This is a genomic window from Agrobacterium vitis (assembly GCF_013426735.1).
Classification (GTDB): Bacteria; Pseudomonadota; Alphaproteobacteria; order Rhizobiales; family Rhizobiaceae; genus Allorhizobium; species Allorhizobium vitis_D.
The window spans coordinates 675,776-696,943 of the sequence record NZ_AP023273.1; the positions used below are offsets into that span (position 1 = coordinate 675,776).

At 56.5% G+C, this 21,168-nt stretch carries 18 protein-coding genes; 4 read left to right on the plus strand and 14 right to left on the minus strand.

Translation table 11 applies throughout. The features are described 5' to 3' along the window. Positions 1-8: 8 nt before the first annotated feature. Positions 9-1,370 (plus strand): alpha-glucosidase/alpha-galactosidase, encoded by a 1,362-nt coding sequence (gene melA / locus H1Y61_RS20245; RefSeq protein ID WP_180574602.1) that lies wholly within the window; start codon positions 9-11, stop codon positions 1,368-1,370. A gap of 145 nt (positions 1,371-1,515) precedes the next feature. Here melA and greA read toward each other — a convergent pair whose 3' ends face one another. Continuing rightward, positions 1,516-2,001, minus strand: a complete 486-nt coding sequence (gene greA / locus H1Y61_RS20250; RefSeq protein WP_180574603.1) for a transcription elongation factor GreA — start codon at positions 1,999-2,001, stop codon at positions 1,516-1,518. A gap of 591 nt (positions 2,002-2,592) precedes the next feature. On the opposite strand from greA, the gene H1Y61_RS20255 reads away from it, so the two are divergent. Together H1Y61_RS20255 and H1Y61_RS20260 are read left to right on the plus strand one after the other, a co-directional pair. Further along, positions 2,593-3,429, plus strand: a complete 837-nt coding sequence (locus tag H1Y61_RS20255; RefSeq protein WP_409364008.1) for an alpha/beta fold hydrolase — start codon at positions 2,593-2,595, stop codon at positions 3,427-3,429. A 134-nt stretch (positions 3,430-3,563) separates the two neighbouring features. Further along, positions 3,564-4,250: a gamma-glutamylcyclotransferase gene (locus tag H1Y61_RS20260; RefSeq protein WP_180575230.1), complete on the plus strand. Its 687-nt coding sequence runs from the start codon at positions 3,564-3,566 to the stop codon at positions 4,248-4,250. 55 nt (positions 4,251-4,305) lie between these two features. On the opposite strand, the gene H1Y61_RS20265 is transcribed toward H1Y61_RS20260, so the two are convergent. From H1Y61_RS20265 to H1Y61_RS20305, 9 genes are all read right to left on the minus strand, one after another. After that, the gene (locus H1Y61_RS20265) at positions 4,306-5,205 is read right to left on the minus strand and encodes a LysR family transcriptional regulator (RefSeq protein WP_180574605.1); all 900 of its coding nucleotides are present in this window, start codon (positions 5,203-5,205) and stop codon (positions 4,306-4,308) included. A gap of 100 nt (positions 5,206-5,305) precedes the next feature. After that, positions 5,306-7,000 carry an ATP-binding response regulator gene (locus H1Y61_RS20270; protein ID WP_235680911.1) on the minus strand — a complete coding sequence of 565 codons (1,695 nt, stop codon included), beginning with the start codon at positions 6,998-7,000 and terminating at the stop codon, positions 5,306-5,308. A gap of 298 nt (positions 7,001-7,298) precedes the next feature. Then, complete coding sequence (gene paoC, locus H1Y61_RS20275; RefSeq protein ID WP_180574606.1) at positions 7,299-9,497, minus strand: aldehyde oxidoreductase molybdenum-binding subunit PaoC; 2,199 nt, start codon at positions 9,495-9,497, stop codon at positions 7,299-7,301. A gap of 3 nt (positions 9,498-9,500) precedes the next feature. Continuing rightward, a complete protein-coding gene (locus H1Y61_RS20280) occupies positions 9,501-10,451 on the minus strand; it encodes an FAD binding domain-containing protein (RefSeq protein WP_180574607.1) in 951 nt (316 codons plus the stop codon). After that, positions 10,448-11,086 carry an aldehyde dehydrogenase iron-sulfur subunit PaoA gene (paoA, locus tag H1Y61_RS20285; protein ID WP_180574608.1) on the minus strand — a complete coding sequence of 213 codons (639 nt, stop codon included), beginning with the start codon at positions 11,084-11,086 and terminating at the stop codon, positions 10,448-10,450. The genes H1Y61_RS20280 and paoA overlap by 4 nt, the downstream gene beginning before the upstream one ends. 424 nt (positions 11,087-11,510) lie before the next feature. Beyond that, on the minus strand, positions 11,511-12,314 hold the full coding sequence (locus H1Y61_RS20290; protein ID WP_180574609.1) for a transglutaminase-like domain-containing protein: 804 nt from the start codon (positions 12,312-12,314) through the stop codon (positions 11,511-11,513). Between the two features lie 93 nt (positions 12,315-12,407). Beyond that, positions 12,408-13,301: a transglutaminase family protein gene (locus H1Y61_RS20295; protein WP_180574610.1), complete on the minus strand. Its 894-nt coding sequence runs from the start codon at positions 13,299-13,301 to the stop codon at positions 12,408-12,410. 197 nt (positions 13,302-13,498) lie between these two features. Further along, positions 13,499-14,896, minus strand: coding sequence for a diguanylate cyclase (locus tag H1Y61_RS20300; protein ID WP_180574611.1), 1,398 nt, complete (start codon positions 14,894-14,896; stop codon positions 13,499-13,501). A 565-nt stretch (positions 14,897-15,461) separates the two neighbouring features. Beyond that, the gene (locus H1Y61_RS20305) at positions 15,462-16,658 is read right to left on the minus strand and encodes an aminotransferase class V-fold PLP-dependent enzyme (RefSeq protein ID WP_180574612.1); all 1,197 of its coding nucleotides are present in this window, start codon (positions 16,656-16,658) and stop codon (positions 15,462-15,464) included. A gap of 99 nt (positions 16,659-16,757) precedes the next feature. Between H1Y61_RS20305 and H1Y61_RS20310 the strand changes: the two genes are divergently transcribed. Continuing rightward, entirely contained in the window at positions 16,758-17,582 is an 825-nt protein-coding gene (locus tag H1Y61_RS20310; protein WP_180574613.1) for an IclR family transcriptional regulator, read from the plus strand. Between the two features lie 11 nt (positions 17,583-17,593). On the opposite strand, the gene H1Y61_RS20315 is transcribed toward H1Y61_RS20310, so the two are convergent. The 4 genes from H1Y61_RS20315 to H1Y61_RS20330 are packed head-to-tail and all read right to left on the minus strand — an operon-like array spanning position 17,594 to position 21,161. Further along, the gene (locus H1Y61_RS20315; RefSeq protein WP_180575232.1) at positions 17,594-18,085 is read right to left on the minus strand and encodes a RidA family protein; all 492 of its coding nucleotides are present in this window, start codon (positions 18,083-18,085) and stop codon (positions 17,594-17,596) included. Between the two features lie 39 nt (positions 18,086-18,124). Next, positions 18,125-19,336, minus strand: a complete 1,212-nt coding sequence (locus H1Y61_RS20320) for an amidohydrolase/deacetylase family metallohydrolase (protein WP_180574614.1) — start codon at positions 19,334-19,336, stop codon at positions 18,125-18,127. 2 nt (positions 19,337-19,338) lie between these two features. Beyond that, on the minus strand, positions 19,339-20,220 hold the full coding sequence (locus tag H1Y61_RS20325) for an ABC transporter permease (RefSeq protein ID WP_180574615.1): 882 nt from the start codon (positions 20,218-20,220) through the stop codon (positions 19,339-19,341). Further along, positions 20,220-21,161 (minus strand): ABC transporter permease, encoded by a 942-nt coding sequence (locus tag H1Y61_RS20330; RefSeq protein ID WP_180574616.1) that lies wholly within the window; start codon positions 21,159-21,161, stop codon positions 20,220-20,222. The genes H1Y61_RS20325 and H1Y61_RS20330 overlap by 1 nt, the downstream gene beginning before the upstream one ends. Between the last annotated feature and the right edge of the window lie 7 nt (positions 21,162-21,168).

The window sequence follows — 21,168 nt, forward strand, 5'->3', positions numbered from 1 at the left end:
ACCCCATCATGACAAAACAGCCCAAAATCACCTTCATTGGTGCCGGTTCCACCGTGTTCATGAAGAATATCATCGGCGACGTTCTGCAACGTCCGGCACTATCAGGCGCGCGGATCGCGCTGATGGATATCAATCCACAGCGTCTGGAAGAAAGCGAAGTTGTTGCCAGAAAGCTGATTTCCACCTTTGGCGCATCCGCCACGGTTGAGACCTTTGCCGTTCAGCGCAAAGCGCTGGAGGGGGCCAACTTCGTGGTCATCGCCTTTCAAATCGGCGGTTATGAGCCTTGCACCGTCACCGATTTCGAGGTGCCGAAGAAATACGGTCTGCGCCAGACCATTGCCGATACACTGGGTGTTGGCGGTATCATGCGCGGTTTGCGCACCGTGCCGCATCTGTGGCGCATTTGCGAGGACATGATGCAAGTCTGCCCGCAGGCCATCATGCTGCAATATGTCAACCCGATGGCCATCAACACCTGGGCGATTGCCGAGAAATATCCGGCGATCAAACAGGTTGGCCTGTGCCACTCCGTTCAGGGTACGGCTATGGAACTGGCAGAGGATCTGTCCATTCCCTATGAGGACATCCGCTATCGCTCTGCTGGCATCAATCACATGGCGTTTTACCTCAATTTCGAGCACCGCCAGCCGGATGGCTCCTACCGTGATCTCTATCCCGATCTGCTGCGCGGCTATCGTGAGGGCCGCGCGCCGAAGCCCACCTGGAACCCTCGCTGCCCCAACAACGTGCGCTATGAAATGCTGACGCGCCTTGGCTATTTCGTCACCGAAAGCTCGGAGCATTTTGCCGAATACACGCCCTATTTCATCAAGGAAGGCCGTGAGGACCTGATTGAGAAATTCGGCATTCCGCTGGATGAATATCCCAAGCGCTGCATTGAGCAGGTCGAGCGATGGAAAGATCAGGCAGCCGCCTATCGTTCCGCAGACAAGATCGAGGTCAAACCATCGAAGGAATATGCCTCCTCGATCATCAATTCGGTCTGGACGGGTGAGCCTTCGGTGATTTACGGCAACCTACGTAACAACGGCTGCATCACCTCGCTACCGGACAATTGCGCCGTGGAAGTGCCCTGCCTTGTCGATGACAACGGCATTCAGCCCACCACCATCGGCGCCCTGCCGCCGCAGCTCACAGCCCTGATGCGCACCAACATCAACGTACAGGAACTGACGGTGGCCGCCTTGATCAGCGAAAACCCCGAACATCTCTATCACGCCGCGATGATGGACCCGCATACGGCAGCCGAACTCGACCTCGACCAGATCTGGTCATTGACGACCGACCTGTTGAAGGCTCACGATCAGTGGATTCCGCAATGGGCCCGCATCGGAGGGGTGGCGTAATGACGACAACCTGTCAGGTTCAGATTGAACCTGACAGACTCGAGGGAAAACCAGTGTCCACTTTTCGCTGGTGCGATCGTTCAATTCTGTCTCATCGGCGCTGATACGGGCAAACGATGACACATCGTTTTGCGCTCGCGTCAGATCACGGCGAGATAGCCGTGATCTCAAGCTCTTGATCACCAAGACTGACGAAATCACCGACAGCCTTGCCCATAAGCGCCCTTGCCACCGGGGAGACATAGGAGATCGATCCCGCTTTCGGATCTGCTTCATCTTCGCCGACGATACGATAGGTTTGGACGCGTCCATCATCACGGGTGAACGTCGCGGTCGTCCCAAAAACAACACTATCAGCGGTGATCGGATCGGGCATGACCTGAGCCGTGTGAACCCTCTCTTCAAGGTAGTTCAAATCCCGAAAAGGGCCGGCCATCTGCCGACGCCGTTCATTGACGTCTTCAATTGCCCGCGCGGCATCATAGGCGTCACGTGCTTGCACACGTTGCCGCTCCAGCGCTTTTAGTCCCGATTCCGTCACAAGATTCGGATGTGGGGAAATCGGACGCTCGGGCAGTAGCGTTTCAGCTGCTGTTTCCGCACTGTCTTCCTTGGTAAATGCAACACTCATATTCGATCTCTATTCAGACTTTTCGACGCCTACAGTTTAATGTCGCCCTTCAAGGCATTGACAACCAGTGCGAACGCCACGGACACCGGCGCTTTGAGCGAACGGCAATCATCGTACGGGATAGTGTAGCATGACGCACGGTGTGCTCGTAGCGCCCACAGCAGAAAACTATCGCTGTTGCAGGAAACCTTGAAGGCGCGCATCACCCCGACGATCGTGTAATACGATGGAAAAACTGTGGGCTGCCCATCTCATTGGGCGTTAATCCCACCGGTAGGCGAGCATGCACAACCGGAAAAGTCGCCGCGTTCGCGTTAATCATCGCGACGCGGTTGTCGCCGAGACCCTCTCCATTATTTCAATAATCGCAATTAAATCTCAATTAATAATGCAATTGTTGGCAAGGATGTTTGGCGGCAATATGCCCTCATCAGACGAACAAAGGGGTCTGACGATACAGAAACAAGATCGCAGGACGCGAACATGGCCGACACCACTCTTCTTTCCCTGACACGTCGTGGCGTCCTGCTTTCCGGATCGGCCGTCGCCGCAACCGCGCTCACCAACACCTCAACCGAAGGAAACAAGACCATGGGTACCATTACCACCAAGGACGGCGTTGAAATCTTCTACAAGGATTGGGGCTCGAAGGATGCTCAGCCGATTGTATTTCATCATGGCTGGCCGCTGTCATCCGATGACTGGGACGCACAGATGCTGTTCTTCCTCGCCAACGGTTACCGCGTGATTGCACATGACCGGCGCGGCCACGGCCGCTCGGCGCAGGTTTCCGATGGCCATGACATGGACCATTATGCAGTTGATGCCTTTGCGGTCGTTGAAGCCCTCGACATCAAGAACGCCGTCCATATCGGTCACTCCACCGGCGGAGGCGAAGTCGCCCGGTATGTGGCCAAGCATGGCCAGCCAGCCGGTCGCGTCGCCAAGGCGGTTCTCGTGTCTGCCGTCCCGCCGCTGATGCTGAAGACTGACGCCAATCCCGAAGGCCTGCCGATGGAGGTTTTCGACGGTTTCCGCTCAGCACTGGCTGCCAACCGCGCGCAGTTCTTCCGCGACGTCCCCGCCGGTCCATTCTATGGCTTCAACCGTGACGGCGCCAAAGTCCAGGAGGGCGTGATCCAGAATTGGTGGCGTCAGGGTATGATGGGCAGCGCCAAGGCGCATTACGACGGCATCAAGGCTTTCTCTGAAACCGACCAGACCGAGGATCTGAAGACGATAACCGTCCCGACTCTCGTCCTGCATGGCGAGGACGATCAGATCGTGCCCATTGCCGATGCAGCACTGAAAGCTATCAAGCTGCTGAAGAATGGTACGCTCAAGACCTATCCCGGCTTCTCGCACGGTATGCTGACCGTCAATGCCGACGTGCTCAACGCCGACCTGCTGGCTTTTGTGAAGTCCTGATCCAAAGGCGTGGCCGCGGTGAAAAGCCGCCGCGGCCACGCTTCTCTTGTTGTCGTTTGTCTTTCGGGAAGGTCGGGTTCCACTTTTCCCAAGGCAAACTCTCATCACTCGTCAGAATGCGGATTGATACGATGATGCAGTTAACGCCCGAGCTTGTTGCCCTGACCATCAGAGGCGTCCGCGACGACGGCCCGGAGCCCGGCTGGACACCCCTTAAGGAAGCTGAACTTGATGAACTCGTCGACAGGATTGAAAAAGAGGCAGGCGGCGATCCTCTGCTGGTTTTTGCTTACGGCTCGCTGATCTGGAATCCCGAATTCGAACCAGCCAGTCGCCAACGCGCCACCGCTTACGGATGGCACAGGTCGTTTTCCCTCAAAATCGAGCGCTGGCGTGCCACCAGCACACAGCCCGGATTGATGCTGGCCCTGGAGCGCGGTGGACAGTGCGATGGTATTGTCTTCGAGCTGTCGGCTGAACGATGCCGCCTGGATCTGCGCGCCCTCGTTGCTCGGGAGATCAAGTATCGGGAGGTGAGGAGCATGGTCCGTTGGGTTTACGTGAAAACGGCAAACGGTGTTCAACGCGCCCTGACATTCTGGGCAAGCACCAGCCGGCTTGGACTAACCAAACCCTTGCCGGACGAGCAGTCAGCGTCCTTGATAGCCAGCGCCTGCGGCCAGGGCGGCTCATGCGCCGAGTATCTCCACAAGACCATTATCGACCTTCAGGCCGAAGGGATCCGTGACCGCAATCTCTGGCGTTTGCAAGCGCTGGTCGCTGCGGAAATAACGGCGCGGCACAGGGCCATCCCACAGTAAGGCCTGTCACAGAGAGAGCAGGAGATACGTCCCCAGATCTTCGACAGGGGATCCCTCAATTGAGCGTAACCATTTGAGCGGCAACCTGCTCCTCGAAAAATTTAGAGAAAGACGCGATCCGCGGTGGTAGAGCCTGATAGGGCGGATAATAAAGCGTCAGCCATAGATCGGGCGGCGACCACCCTCGCAAGACGTGAACCAGGCGCCCTGTTTTCAAATGTTCCGAAACATGAAATCCTGGCAGCATCGCCACCCCGGCGCCATCTGCCGCCATATCAGCCAGAACTTCTCCACTGTTGGCGCTGAACGCCCCTCCGGCTGAAATCGTCATGCTTGATCCGCCGTCCGACAGAACCCAGTTTTCCCGCCGACTCTCGCCGCTATAGGCAAGGCAATCGTCGGGTGTCAGTTCGCCAGGATGCCGCATATCGACGAATTTGCTTGCCGGTGCTGCCACAAGAATACGCGGCACGATGTGGATCTTCCGCCAGATGGTGAACTTATCCGATGGCTGCGAGGAGATGCGGATCGCAAGGTCATAATCGTCGTCAACAATGTTCACCAGGCCATCCGACAAGGAAATCTCAAAGCTCATTTTTGGATAGAGCGTCCTGAATCCAGAAAGGATCGGCGGCAGCATGGCCTTGCCGAACCAGGTTGGAACGCTGATCCGCAACCGTCCCTCATCACTCTTGTTTGCGTTCCTGATATCGCGCCGCGCACTATCCAAGGCGGCCACCGCTGGCTGGACCTGAGCGGCAAAAATAGCGCCATCTGTCGTCAGGGCAACCTGACGGGTCGTTCGAACGAAGAGCTGGACGCCAAGATCACGTTCCAAGGCAGCTATTGCCCGGCTCACGGCGGCTGGTGTCATGTCGAGTTCGCGGGCGACCTGCGCAAAATTCCGCTTTTCGGCAGCCAGCAGAAACACTTTCAGCGCTTTATAGTCATTCATCTCGATTATTTCAAAATAGACATCTTATTCCGAATAAATATTGTAATTCTGCACACCAATCAATCCATTCGCCACGAAGAGCCCGGTGTGACCGAACCGGCTAGGAATTTGTCTCTCTCGTCCTGCGTGTCTCAAGCGCCGCGACCATGACCACCGAACGAAGCTCTGCCGGTCGCACGGGCTTTGACAGGATTGGAATATCAGCCGATCCCAGGTCCTCTCTGACCCGCCCCTCGTCATGGCCACTCATCACCACTGCGGGCATCTGCCGGCCGATCAGGTCCTGGACGATCTGGATGCATTCCGTGCCGGTGACGCCACCGCCGAGATCAAAATCGGTGATCAACAGGTCAAAATCCCCCACATGCCCGGGTATTGTCGCCTCGGCCTGGACGTGGCATCCCCATTTTCGCAACAGGCTTGCCGTGGCAATCAATACGGCCTCGTCGTCTTCCACCAGCAATATGCGCAGCCCATTGATGGCCGCCGGATAGTGTCCCGCCGCCAAGGGCGATTGCGACCATTCTTGTTTATGCGTGATACGCAAATTGCCGAGCGTGACGCTGGTTCCCTTGCCTGGATCCGACTTCAAATCCACATCAATGTCGAGCAGGCGACCGAGACGCCGCACGATCGGAAGACCAAGGCCAACCCCATCAATGTCCTTGTCGCCACGCTCACGCACCTGATAGAATTCCTCAAACACCCTGGATTGATGGTCCCGGGGAATACCGGGTCCTTGATCGCAGATCTGAACGGCCAGCCGGCCACCACGATGCCGGCAGCCAATGACGACATCGCGTCCCGCCGCATATTTGATGGCGTTGTTGACGATGTTTTGCACCATGGTGGTCAAAAGAGCCCTGTCTATCTCCACAACCGCGCTGCAACTGACCGTCCGCAATGTAATGCCGCTCTGCTGCGCCGCTTCCCGGTTCTGTCGCAACACGTCATCGATCACTTCGGCAATTGCAATCCTCTCATATTTCGGAGTAACCCTACCACTATCCAGGGTCGAAATATCCAGCAGCGACTTGAACAGGCGCGATACGCTCTGGAGCGATCGGTCGATATTTTCAACCATTTGCAGTTCTTTCGGCTGCAGGTTGGCATCGCGCAGACAAGCAGTGAACAAACTGATGGCATGGATCGGTTGCCGAAGGTCATGGCTCGCTTGCGCCAGGAACCGCGATTTCGACAAGCTGGCCTCCTGGGCAATTTCATAGGCTTTGCGCAATCGTCCAAGCAAAGCATAGATATAGGCGGGTACGAGGACGGTCGTGGCCACCAACGTGAGGACCATGAACGGATTTTCGCGCCAATAGGCATTGAAGTAAGTGATAATGCCAATCCCGGCGAGCGTGGCTGCCGTTGAAATTTTGAGATATGCTGGTCCAAAGCGCAGACCGTTGCCGACTGTCACCCACAACATGATGGCAAACAGCGGCAGAAACGTTTGACCTCCAACGGCAATGGTAAAGGTCAGAGCACCAAGGTCATGGGTAATGGTAATAGCGCGGCGCACTCTGTTTTCGCCGGGCCAACGTGCTATCCACCAGTATGCCGCAAGAGAAAACAGAAAATAATAGCTGAGAAGAGGCACGACGCTCCATGCCTCGACCGGTGTCGCTCCGATTATTATCGCTGGCAGAACGTAACTGATTGCCCCGGTGACAATAATAATACGAACCAGCGCTTGCGCCTTCTCCGTATCAAACTCTTCATCCGCTCGACCACTACGCACCGGCGCCTTGATACGAAAGGCAGTCTTCATCACGTTGCGAAAGTCGATCATGTGCCGTTACCCGTTCATCGACAAGGCCTTACCCCGGTTCGCACGGAAACGATCATCTGGCTAGTAGCACATATGGACTGTGGATCGGAACAAGCGTTGCTCCAAATGCTGCGCACGAGTCCGTCAAGCTCTAAAGTAAAGGGATGAGAAGAGCCATTTTTCATTGGCCCTTCTCATAACAAGCTGGGGCGAGCGAGCTATTCAGCAGGCGAAAATCATGCCTGTCATGAGACCCTCGCCAAGCAAAACACCAGCGCCGAAACGCTCACAAACACTGTCGGACAAGCTCAACTCGACATCAGGCAATGTCAGGCAAGCCACCGATCAGTTTATCGAGCGTGATCGGATAGTGCCGCACCCGAACGCCCGTCGCGTTGTAGATGGCATTGGCGATTGCCGCAGAGACACCACAGAGCCCGAGTTCCCCGATACCCTTTGCCTTCATCGGCGATGACATCGGATCGGTTTCGTCCATGAAGATAACCTCCTGAGGCGGAATGTCCGCATGAACCGGGACCTCATATCCGGCAAGGTCGTGATTGACGAAAAAGCCTCGCTTTGCATCGACCACCAGTTCTTCCGACAGGGCGCCTCCGGCTCCCATGGTCATTGCACCGATCACCTGGCTGCGCGCCGTAATCGGATTGAGGATACGACCAGCCGCGCACACCGCCAACATGCGCCGAATGCGTGTTTCGCCAGTGGCGACATCGACGCCAACCTCGACAAAATGCGCACCGAAGGTGGATTGCTGATGCGTCTTGGTGAGATCGCCCCACTCCATCGTATCTTCGCCGACCAGACCGTCAGGGCCAGCGGCCTCGGCAAGGAGAACCGACCGGTTTCCAGCTTTGACGACACCATCCTCGAAGACAATATCATCGGAATTGAACCCAAGTTTTTGGGTAATGGCCTCACGAAGCTTGACGCACGCCGCATAAACGCCCGATGTCGCCGAATTGGCCCCGAACTGGCCACCGGAACCCGCCGAAATCGGGAACCGAGAGTCTCCGAGATGCACGGCGACTTTATCGACATCAACGCCCATCATTTCCGCGGCGGTCTGGGCGATGATCGTGTAACTGCCGGTTCCGATATCGGTCATGTCGGTCTCGACTGTAACAACGCCCTGGTTATCGAGTTTGACCCGAGCGCCGGAAGGAAGGACCATGTTGTCGCGGAACGCGGCGGCGACGCCCATCCCGATCAACCAATTGCCCTGCCTGCGAGATCCGGCCTTCGGTCGATTATCCCAACCAAAGCGATCGGCACCGCGCTTCAGACAACCAATCAGGTCCCGATGCGAGAATGGGCGCTCGGGATTTTCCGGGTCGACCTGGGTGTCATTGGCGATGCGAAACGCGATCGGGTCCATGCCAACCTTTTCGGCCATTTCATCCACGGCAATTTCCAGCGCCATCAGGCCGGGCGCCTCGCCAGGAGCCCGCATGGCGTTGCCCTCTGGAAGATCGAGGGTCGCAAGACGCATGGCCGTCATCCGGTTTGCGCCGGCATAAAGAAGCCGCGTTTGATTGACCGCCACCTCAGGACCACCTCCGGCAAGATCGCCTGACCAGCTCTCATGCGCGATGGCAGTGATCTTTCCGTCCCGCTCAGCGCCGATGCGGATGCGCTGGATCGTTGCCGGACGGTGGGTGGTGTTATTGATCACCAATGGACGCGGCAGGGCGACTTTGACAGGTCGTTTCGCCGCCCTTGCCGCGAAGGCGGCCAAGACAGCGTCGGCCCGGAGAAACAGCTTGCCGCCGAATCCGCCGCCGATAAACGGCGACATCAAGTGGATCTTCTCCTTGTCAACGCCGAGGGTTGTGGCGAGATCAGAGCGCCACCAATCGATCATCTGGCTGGATGTCCACACGGTCACCTCATCACCATCCCACGCGGCGATCGAAGCATGCGGTTCCATCATCGCATGAGATTGGTCAGGCGTTGTATAGGATTGCTCGATGGTGACTGGAGCGGATCGGAAGGATGTTTCAAAATCGCCGACTGCCGTGTCGGGCTTTTGGGACTCATCCGGCTTTTTGGCCGTCTCTCGCGCCGCACTGAGATCAAATGTCCCCTTCTCCTCATCATAGTCCACTTTGATCAGTGCAGCAGCAGCCCGCGCCTGCTCGAAAGTCTCCGCGACCACGACGGCGATTGCCTGATGATAATGCTGAACTTCATCGCCACCGAACAGGTTTGCAGTATTGAACTTGCCCTTCTCGCGCTTACCGACATCCAGAGTTGTCACCACAGAAATCACGCCATCAGCTTTCCTGGCTGCTGTTACATCCATGGCTTTGATCCGGCCTTTGGCAATCGCTGCCCCAACCGGGTAGCCATAGGCATAACGCGTGTTTGGATCCCGCCACTCATAGGCATACATCGCCCGACCGGTTGTCTTCAATTGACCATCGATGCGGTGAATCGGCTGACCGACGACCTTGAGGCGGTCGATTGGATTGGTTGTTGCAGGTGTATCGAACTTCATGGGTCACCCCCTTGCTTCGGAAAGGACAGCGCCAAGCGTACGCTCGACAAGATCGACCTTGAACCGGTTCTGTTCAGTCGGACGGGCATCGGCGAGAATGGCTTTCGCCGCATCGCGCGCGCCTCTTGGCAGTTCCGCTTCCGCGGCTTCGATCCGCCAGGGCTTATGAGCGACACCACCGACGGCAACACGCCCCGTACCATCCGCTTGAATGACAGCGCCGACTGAAATCAGCGCAAACGCATAGGACGCCCGGTCCCTGACCTTTCGATAGATATGCTTTCCGCCGATCGGTGGTGGAAGCAGGACGGCGGTCACGAATTCGCCGCGCTCCAATACGCTTTCGATATGCGGGGTCTCTCCCGGAAGACGATGGAAATCAGCAATCGGAATAGATCGGCGGCTGCCATCTGCTTTTACTGTTTCAATGGTCGCATCGAGTGCCCGCATGGCGATTGCCATATCGCTAGGATGGGTGGCGATGCAGGCATCACTCACCCCGACAACCCCATGTTGACGGCTGAAACCGCCAATGGCCGAGCAGCCGCTGCCCGGCTGACGCTTGTTGCACGGCTGGTTCGGATCATAGAAATACGGACAGCGGGTGCGCTGCAACAGGTTACCGGCCGTGGTCGCCTTATTGCGAAGCTGGCCGGAGGCACCGGCAACCAGGGCTCGTGACAACAGTCCATAGTCGCGGCGAACAGTCGTGTGCGCGGCAAGATCGGTGTTTCGCACGAGGGCACCGATGCGCAGACCGCCGTCATCAGTGGATTCGATTTTATCGAGACCAAGTCCATTGACATCAATGATATGGGTTGGCGTTTCGATCTCGAGTTTCATCAGATCGAGCAGGTTGGTGCCGCCAGCGATAAACCTGGCGTCTGGGTTGGCAGCAGCCGTCTTCACTGCCGCCTCGATCGAGGGCGCGCGCTCAAAGGTGAAAGCTTTCATGCCTTGATCCCTCCAACTTCAGAAATGGCATCGATAATGTTGGAATAGGCGCCACATCGACAGATATTTCCGCTCATCCGCTCGCGGATTTCGATGGCTGTCAATTGTGCAGGCCCGTTAAGGTCGGACGTCACGTGACTCGGGATATTCGTCTTGATTTCCTCAAGCACCGCTATGGAGGAACAGATTTGGCCGGGCGTACAGTAGCCACACTGAAAACCATCATGCTTGACGAAGGCTGCCTGCATTGGATGAAGGTGGCCAGGCTGACCGAGGCCTTCGATCGTGGTGATCTCGTCGCCCTCATGCATAACGGCCAGCGTCAAACAGGCATTGATCCGCCGACCATCGACCATGACGGTGCACGCTCCGCATTGACCATGGTCACAGCCCTTTTTCGTGCCCGTAAGATCCAGGTGCTCCCGTAGAGCGTCGAGAAGGGTCGTGCGGTTATCGACCTCAATCTCACGGCGCGCTCCATTGACGTTTAGCGTCACAGGTGTCGTTAATTTCATCTTGTCTCCTGCAGGCTGTGCTGCCACGCTCCTTTCGCCGGCTCCTGTGACCACGGCCGCTACAGCCGATGAGATAAGAAGATCCCGGCGGGAAAGATCCATTTGGTTGCTGTTCGACATGTCCGCTCCCCTTTGCGGTGACGTGGAATGAGGTCAAGACCACAGAACTCTTGCGTCATTTTCTAACGTAGGGTTGCGGACTTTCACGATGAGGTGCTGTTCACGAAATGAACTTGTCGCTCCGTTTCCTAAATGGAGGTCCGGCAGGATAGTTCCCGCGATGGCGATATGAATGCAACGCCAAGGCGCATGCCACGAATGTGGTCAGGTCGGTTGGAGCGCCGTGCGGTTTATAAAACGCACGGCGCTCCAACGTCCATCAATTGCAGATAAACTCATAGGGCCTGAGGTCCCTGAATGTCTTCCTCGCCAAAAACTCTAGGCATCAATGATCGGCCTGCGGCAAGCGTGACATGGCAGGGCGCTGAAGACGTCATGGTAACACACGAGATCAAACAGCTTGTCTGCCGTTCGATACCACAATCTATAACTCGATGGTTGTCACTTCAAATTGCGTCAAGATAGCCGGGCCAAAGGCAGTTGAAAGCGCCACGTCCGTGGCATCCCGTCCGATGGCCATGAGGATGCGGCCGATCCGGGGCTTGTTGTGTCGGGCATCAACCGTATGCCAGCGACCGCCGAGATAGACTTCAAACCATGCACTGAAATCCATCGGGTTCGGATCATCAGGCACGCCGATATCCCCCAGATACCCGGTGCAATAACGCGCCGGAATATTCATGCAACGGCATAGCGTAATCGCAAGATGCGCAAAATCGCGGCAAACGCCGGTTCGATCGGTAAAACCTCCGAAAGCCGTGCGGAGAAGATCAGCCTTCTGATAGTTGAAGGTGATGTGATTGTGGACGAAATCCAGGATCGCCTTCACCCGCGGCCAGCCCAAAGGGGTAAAGGAAAAGGTCTTCCAGGCGAAATCGGACAGACGATCCGTATCGCAATACCGGCTGCCGAGCAGAAAGACGAGCACCTCATCTGGAAGATCCTTGATGTCATGCTGCCACGCATTCTCAGGCACCGGATCTGGAAGACCGCCATCATAGATCTCGAATTCCGTAGAAATCGTCGTCAGTCCCGGCGGTGCGACGATGCGGCTACAAGCATTACCAAAGCCATCGAAATAACCCCAAGCCTCAATCGGCCGGTCGAAACTCAGGACCTGATCCTGCAGAAGATCGGTGCGACGGGATGGATGGATATTGAGCACCAGCAGCATAGCCGTCTCTTGCTGGCATTCGTAACCTATGCGAAATCCCGCGCGTATTTTCATGATGAATAGGCATCCTTTGATAAAAAACTTCGGACATGCGGGCTGCGAATGTTCGTTAAGGCAGCAAACGCTCAGGCGACCGAGCTGTTCCATCTATGCTGCAGTATCGCTCAGCTCATCGGTTGTAACGTTGACCTGGACGGACATCGTGTCGAAATCCGACGCGTCGCCATCGTAGCTTCCGGAAAGCGGCACCGCTTGTTTTGGGTCACGCGCCACACCGACACGGATAAGATCGCGGTTTCCGACAATCCCGTTGGTGGGATCGAATTCCACCCATCCGGCACCGGGAAGATAGACCTGGCACCAGGCATGGGTGGAGCCACCGCCAAGCTTGGTTGAGCCGTCGCGGTCGGGTACATAGATATAGCCTGTAACGAAACGGGCAGCGAGCCCGAGCGACCGAGCCGCCTCCATCATCAGCAGCGCAAAATCACGGCACGTGCCACGGCGAAGCCGGAGCGTCTCAAGCGGCGTCTGCGTTCCATGCTCCAAGCGCCGAGCGTAGATGAAACTCTCGTGGATCGCATAACAAAGGGTCATCAACAGGCGACCAGTTTCGGTCGGCTGACCGATCCGCACGAACTGCCGTGTCCATCTGCCAACCTCATCGTCTGGATCCGCAAAATGCCGTTTGATTGTCCGTTCCAGGTCAACCACTTCCTCCGGATCATATGCGAAAGGGTAGTGGAGAGCTTCTGCATCGATCTGCAGATCCATTTCAACCTGCTGGGTATGGTCCAGGCGGATATTTGTCCCAAAGCAGAGTTCCCGCGCCTTGCCGGTAAACCCCACCAGCGCAACGCAATTGCCAAACACATCATGGATCCACCTGACATAATCGGGTTTTGGACTGACATCCAGATGAGAACTCAGAAGTGTCTGGTCAAAACTGTCCCGCGGCCGGAACATCAATCTGTGCTCACCGAATTCGACCGGTCTCTTATACCGATATGAGGTAATATGCCGGACAGAAAATATCGTCATTCAATCGCCAAACTGGAGTAGCAATGGCACAGAATATCGTGGAAAGCAGCACGACTGCTGTAACACGCCCATCGTCTTATCCAGGCATTAGACTCCACCAACGGCTTTGCTGCAACGGATATTCCTGAGATACGGCGTGTTTGCGCGTCTTTGATGTTTGATGCAAACAGGAGGCGAGCGGCTGAGACCATCCAAAGTCAACGGCTGTCGGGGCGCTTGGCGATCGAAAGGAGATCAGGAGCTGTCTGGATACAGTCCCTTCCCGCCGCCTTGGCTGCATAAAGCGCCGCGTCAGCCTGCAGAAGGAGGTCCGTCTTGCGCAGGCCCGGCATCGATTTCAGATTGGCGGCACCGACGCTCACTGTGACGATGCGCTTTTCGCTTCCAACATGCTCGATGGCCAGAGTACGCACGGCTGTACAAACAAGCCGAGCGACTGCCTCGGTTTCGGATATTGATGCGTTCGGCAACACGACGGTCAATTCCTCCCCACCATATCGCGCCACAATGCTTCCCGCAAATGACCTGGACGTCGCATGAACCGTGTTGGCGACAATCTGAAGACATTTATCCCCGGCGGGATGGCCATAGGTGTCGTTATAAGCCTTGAACCAATCGACATCGATAAGAAGAAGGCCAATATTGGCGCCCTGATCCTTGGCTCGGTCAAAAGCTTGATCCATGGACGCTTCCAAACCACGGCGGTTCATCAAACCAGTCAATTCGTCCGTATCGGCCAACGCCGACAAGCGATCGTTCAACTCGTGCAACCGCGCTTCTCGTTGGCAATGAAGAGTGATATCCGCGTAAACGATCATCGCCTCTCCCTCGCCTGTGATACGTGTTCTTGCCTCAATTGAACGTCCGTCGGCCAATTGGATCAAGCGATCGCTGGGCCGGAACAGGCCTTCCGCAACACGATCAATGACAGGATCGACATTCGATTCCACCCGCGCTTCTTCATTACGGTCAAAGGATGTCCGCAAGATTTCCCGGATGTTTTTCCCGGGCACCCTGACATCCGCCGTTTCTTTGAAGATATCGAGGTATCTTTGATTGGTGAAAACCAACACCCCATCGCGGTCGAAAAGTGCCAAGCCATCCGCCATTGTCGCAAGCGCATCGGCGAGACGGATCTGTGCCGCGGCCAAATCCCTTTCAAGTCTCGTCCGCTTCATCTCCTGCGCAATGGCAAGAGCGGATAACAGAGTGGCTCCAAACAAGACCACCATGAATGGACCGACAGTCACGACGATCAGATTGCCCCAGACCTCAAAGGGACGAACAAAGAAGAAGCCGGCTACCCCGCTGACTGCGACGAACAGAGCAAGTGCTGCGATCTGCGGGAAAGTCGGGATCTTGCCGCGAAGCAATCGGCTTGCGACGACACCGATGCATGCAGCCGCGATGATTTGCGGAATGCCAACCGTTATACCCATACCTCCGACCATCAATCGCCTGATAATTCCCACGATAAGCGGTGGAAAGGCCGCAATAGGGCCGCCGAAGAAACCCGATATAGCGAGAAATGTATACCGGGTGTCCAGGAAAACACCGTCGGTGAAGCGAAACGGCAAGGCCATGGTCGCGATCAACCCAACCGCCATAAGGCAGCCAAAAATCAACGAAAGAGCGCGTGGTCCTTGGCAAGAAAGGTGTGGCCGGACGAATGTCCAGGTGGACGTTGTGATGGCAACGATTGCTAGGTTCGCAAGAAGTTCAGACCAGGGATACATTCAGTGCTCGCACGGTGATGCGATATTTATATCCAACCGCCCTAAATAAAGCGATAGCGTGAATGGTTAAGAAGCTTTCGACCAAGGATAGCGTTGGCGAGGGGTCCTGAAATCGAACGTTTTCTGGGTGACATCGTTACTGAGGACGGCGAAAATATCGACCTCAAGGAGGCTGTTTCCATCCTATCAAATTCAAATGGAAGTATGATCGGTAATTTTGCCGATCATAAGAGTTTGTCAGGGAAAGGTGGAACCCGGTTTTCCCGAAAAGACAAACGAAAACAAGAGAGCATCGAGTCTGTCAGGTTCAATTTGAACCTGACAGACTCGAGAGAGTAATCGCACAAAACCCCTGAAGGGTGCAGTAATCCAATCCCGCGATGCTGCCTTCAGCAACTCACAGACGAACAATGGACGGCGGTGATCAATCCGGCCAGCGCAGCATGGAATCAAAGCGATGGCGACCCCAATCTTCATGTGGTGTGTTGATCACTTCGTTGGAGGCTCTGGCCTTATCAAGTTCTTCCACCAGACGGTCACGCACAATGACCTCTTGCCCCGGATGCAGATTGCAGGGATCAAGGTAGAAATAATGATGTTCTGCTTCGTGGTCGCGAACGATGATCGGCGGATTGCCACGGGCCAGCGCGCCTGCCAGATCATAGGCGCTGATATGCGCTTCTTGCGGTGAGAGGATCACCCGCAGGCGATCCAGAGGATTGTGGGTTGGGTCGGGTTCAATCAGTGCCGTTACGCCGGGGCGGCCATCCAGGGCCTCTTTCCACAGATGCAGATAGCCGGTTTCAGCGGCGCGCACGCTCGCATGGTCACGCTTTTCCCAGGCTTCCAGCGCTGCCATGACGCCAAAGATGCTTTCCTTGCCCACTTTCATGCCTCGGCCAATGCCCATGTTTTGCAAATAGGCATGGCGCACCAGATCCTTGCGCCCGGCAACAATGCCCGATGTGGGGCCGCCGAGGAATTTATGGCCGGAATAGAGCGCGATATCGGCTCCCTGATCGAGGAAAATCCGCAGGTCATATTCCGATGCGGCATCGACAATGACAGGCACGCCGCGCGCATGGGCAATTTCGACAAACTCTTTCAGGTGCAGAAGCCCATAATGCACCACATGGTGAGAAACGACATAAACGGCAGCGGCAGTGTTTTCGGTAATGGCATTTTCCATATGGTAGCGATGCGCAGACGTTGCCTGCCCCACCAGCACCACCTTGCCACCACCCAAACGAATGGATTGATCCACCGGGGCACCATAGCTGACCAGATGACCCATCTGAACCAGCACTTCATTCTTGGCCGTGCTGACATCCGGCAGTTTTTCAATGGCCAGCAGATCCGGCCCGGTAATGGTGCCTGCCACGGCAAGGCTGATGCCTGCCGAGCATGAGGCGGTGATAAAACCTGCTTCAGCCCCGGTTAGCCTTGCAATAATGGCGCTGGCTCTGCGCTGAAGATCACTGATTTCCACAAATTGCGGCAGAATAGCCGTCATGGCGGCAATGGCCTCTGGCACCACAATGGATGCGCCAAGGCTGGTCATGGTGCCGGAAACATTGATCACCGGGCGTAGGCCGAGCTGGGTGCGAATATCGTTGGTCATAAGCTTTTCCACTTGTTGTGGGCAAAGGCCCGTCATTTCTACAATCGACAGCTATGCCGTTATAATGTAATAGCCGATCATTCAGGTAAGGATCGCAGGATGGATAGCAAGGCGCGCACGGTATCGGTTGCCGCAGATGGCCAGCCCGTTGAGGCCACGGCAGAACGGCGCTCGCGCGTCAGCGGCATGGACCGCGCCTTGCAGGTGCTGGATCATCTGTATGAAACGGGCGCGCCCGTTGGCCCTTACGCCATTGCCAAGGCGGTTGGTGCGCCGCTGTCCACCATTTACACCATCATTGATGATCTGGTGGACAAGAACATGCTGACCCGCAGTGGTGACGGAGCCATCTGGCTCGGCCCACGGCTTTACCATTATGGCCTTGCCTATTCCCGTTCGCTGGACTTCATCGGCATTGCCACGCAGGAAATGCATGATCTGTGCCGCGAAGCGGGTGAAACCGTACAAGTGTGCGGGCGTGACAATGACCATATGCTGGTGCTGGCCATGGCCGAGGGGCCAAGCCATTTTCAGGTCGCCTCGCGGGTTGGCACCCGTGTGCCGCTGAACTGGACGGCGTCTGGCCGCCTTCTCGTTGGCCATTTGCCGGAGAAAGAACGCATAGAACTGTTTGCCCATTGCGCCCGCTCGTCGCCAACCGGGCGTGCGGAGGTGGATGCGCGGACCCTGTCGGATGCGGCGGTACGGGCCTTTCAACAGCGCCTGTCGATTCAGGCCGGTGAATCCGATTATGCGGTGGCTTGTATTGCCTCGCCGATTTGTGATCGGGATGGCGTTTGCGTCGCCACCATTTCTATCGTGCTGCCAGAGCAAAAGGCGTTTTCTGACGGCAATCCCTATGTGGGCCATGTTCAGGCCTCGGCGGAGCGCATTGAAAAGCGCATGGGTTGGCGCGGTCACTGAGAGGGCCTTTCTCATTCGTGCAACGCCACAATCACTTCGATTTCCACGGTGATATTTCCGGGAAGCGAGCCAAAGCCAACCGCCGAGCGGGCGTGTTGACCCGCCTGGCCAAACACCTCCATGAACAGGTCTGAACAGCCATTGATTACCTGCGGATGATCGCGAAAGTCCGGCGTGGCATTGACCATGCCGAGCATTTTGACAATTTTGCGCACGCGGGCGAGATCACCCAAGGCATCATGCATCACGGCAATCAGGTTGATGCCCGTGAGCCGGGCGTGGCGATAGGCATCTTCCAGCGGCACGTCGTCACCAACTTTGCCGGAATAGAGAAAGCCATTTGCCTCGCGTGGGCCTTGACCGGAGAGAAACAGCAGATTGCCCTCGCGCACATGGGTGACGAAATTGGCGATTGGCGGTGGGGATGGCGGCAGCGCAATGCCCAGAGCGGCAAGGCGCTCATAGGGTGTTGGCAATCCGGCATCGGTGGAGGGGGAAGTCATGCTCACGCGGTTTCCAGTTCTAGAATTTTTGAATGCATTTCAGCGCCACGAATACCCATGGCTGTGGCGCACCAGTTTGCGGGCGCGCGGAACATAGCGGCTGGCGGCAATGGCCTCGCGGCCAATCACGGCATGGCGCGGCTCAAACAGCTGGGTGAGACGGGCAACATCGCCATTGGAATCGGTGGCTTCGAGATCGGAATCGACCAGATCGAAAATGGTGAAATCGGCCCGCGCTCCCGGCACCAGCCGATCCTGCATCGACAGGCGGATAACGGAGGCCGGTGCATGGGTCACGGCTTCCACCACCTTCTCAAACGGCATGCCCACCGAGAGCAGTTTGGACATGGTGGTGGCCAGATCCCAGACTGGGAAATTCATCGAATGACCATGCAGATCGGTGGAGATGGAAAAGGGCAAAAGCCCCCGTTTAATCGCCGCTTCTGCCACTTTGAACGAGAAGGAGGCACCGCCATGGCCGATATCCAGCCGGATTCCTTCGCCAGCGCAGCGCTCGGCGAGGTTATAGAGGTCTTCGTCTTCCATGATGCTGGACCCGGCCTTGCCGTTGAAGCAATGGGTGATGACATCGCCGGGGCCGAGGATTTCCAGCACTTCATCGTAAAGCGCTGGCGGTTCGCCCACATGCACCATCATCGGAATTTTCAGGATTTTGGCGATTTTCTTGCCGAGTTTGACCGGAGTTACACCCCATGATCCGGTGATGACGTGGCTTGCCCGCACTTTCAGGCCCACGATATGCTCGCTGTTCTCGGCATAGCATTCCAGAATGCGGTCGAGATCAATATCCTTGATGTCGCGCAGTTCCGGCACGCGGTTGCAGGCCACCAGACCAATGGAGCCGAGGTTCAAGAAGGCTTTTATCTGCTCGCGCGATGGCTCAATGATATATTCGCGAAAGCCGTGGAAATTGGCCTCTCCGGCAGAGCCTGCATCGACCAGCGTGGTGACGCCGCGCTCGGCCCCGCATTCTGATGGGCGAATGGAAATATCCGTGCCGCCATGCCAGATGTGCACATGCAGATCCACCCATCCGGGAGAAACCCAGGCACCTTTTCCATCGATCACTTCGGCATCTTCTGTCAGGGCAATATCTTGCCCAACCTTGATGATCTTGCCATCCGCGCCGATCAAAATATCGATGGCCTGCGTGGGTGTTGCCTCGCCAAAGGCCAGAGGACGAAGGTTTTTCAACAGCAGGAGGCCCAAGCCTTGTTCCTGAGGCAGCATGGTCAAATATCCTTTTGCAGTCTTGGGTCGAGCATGTCGCGCAAACCGTCTCCGACGATCTGAAGCGACATCACAGAGAGAATGATGGCAAAGCCGGGAAACAGCGTCATCCAATCGGCCTGATCGACATATTGCCGACCAGCCGCAATCATCGTGCCCCAGGTGGGGATTTCCGGGCTAACGCCAACGCCCAGAAACGACAATCCCGCCTCGGCCAGCATGGCGCTGGCAAACAAAAATGTAGCCTGCACCAGAATGGGCGACATCAGATTGCGCAGCACATGCCGCACCATGATGTGTGTGGTGGAAATACCAAGCGCACGGGCCGCTTCGATATAGGGCAACTCACGGATCACCAGTGTGGAGGCGCGCACGATGCGTGCTAACCGAGGTGCATAGACCACCGAAAGAGCAATGATCACTGTGGTCAGCGATGGCCCAAGCGCGGCCACAAGGGCGATGGCGAGAAGAATATCCGGGAAAGCCATCATCGCGTCGATCAACCGGGCAATCGGCGTATCCAGACGGTGAAAAAAGCCTGCGAGCAGCCCAAGCGTGACGCCAATCAGGGATGATAGTACCACGACTGACGCCCCAACCAGCAAAGACAGCCGCCCCGCATAAATCGTGCGTGAAAACACATCGCGTCCAAACTCATCGGTGCCAAACCAAAAGGTTCCGCTTGGTGGTTTCAGCCGGTTCATGATCGAGAGTTTGTAGGGAGAATAAGGGGCAATCCACGGTGCCAGCACCGCCAGCAGCACGAAGATGGCAAGAATGCACAGGCCAATCGCTACCGTCTTGCGGCGTAAAAGGCGGCGCAGAAAGCGCAGGGTTTCTGATTGCGGTGGGGCTGTGCTCTCAAAGGATATGGGTTGGGTCATCAGTAACGCACCCTCGGATCAATCAGCAGATAGAGCATATCGATGGCGAAATTCACCAGCACATAGAGACCAGCAATCACCAGCAAGGCCCCTTGGATAACCGGATAATCGCGGCGCAACACAGCAGAGACCACGAGGCTGCCAATGCCGGGCAGGCCAAACACCGTCTCGGTGACGACGGCTCCCGAAATCAGCACCGCCGCCGTCAGCCCCACCACGGTGAGGATCGGGATCAAGGCGTTTTTCAGCGCATGGCGCAGCACCACATTCCGCTCTTGCAGGCCTTTGGCGCGGGCGGTGCGCACAAAATCATCGCCCAGCACATCCAGCATGGAGGCACGGGTAAAGCGCAGGATCAGGGATGAAGAGACAAGACCCAGCGCAATGGCTGGCAAAGCCAGATGGTACATCCGCTCCAGAAAACTTGTTCCCGGCCCGCCATAACCGGAGACGGGAAACAGTTGCAGCTTGACCGCAAAGAACTGCATGAGGATCAAGCCAAGCCAAAAGCTGGGAATGCTGGCCGCCAGCATGGCAATGGCCGTCACCGCTTGATCGAGCCATGAGCCGCGTCGGTATGCGGCATAAATACCGATGGGAAGCGCCAGCACGCAGGCAATCAGCAGCGCAAACAGCGTGAGGAAAAAGGTTGGCTCGGCCCGTTGCAACAGGGCGGCCCCCACAGGCATATCGAGGAAGATCGAGCGGCCCAGATCACCTGTCAACAAGGCCCCGATGTAAAACACGTATTGCGAGATCAGTGATTGATCCAGCCCCAGCTTGGAGCGCAGATCGGCAACATCTTGCGCTGACGCATCCGGCCCCAGCATGACGGCGGCGGGATCCCCGGGGGTGACGCGCACGATGATGAACACAATGGTCACCACCAGAAACATCACCACAATCATGCCAAGCAGGCGCTTGACGATATAGCTGATCATGATCTGC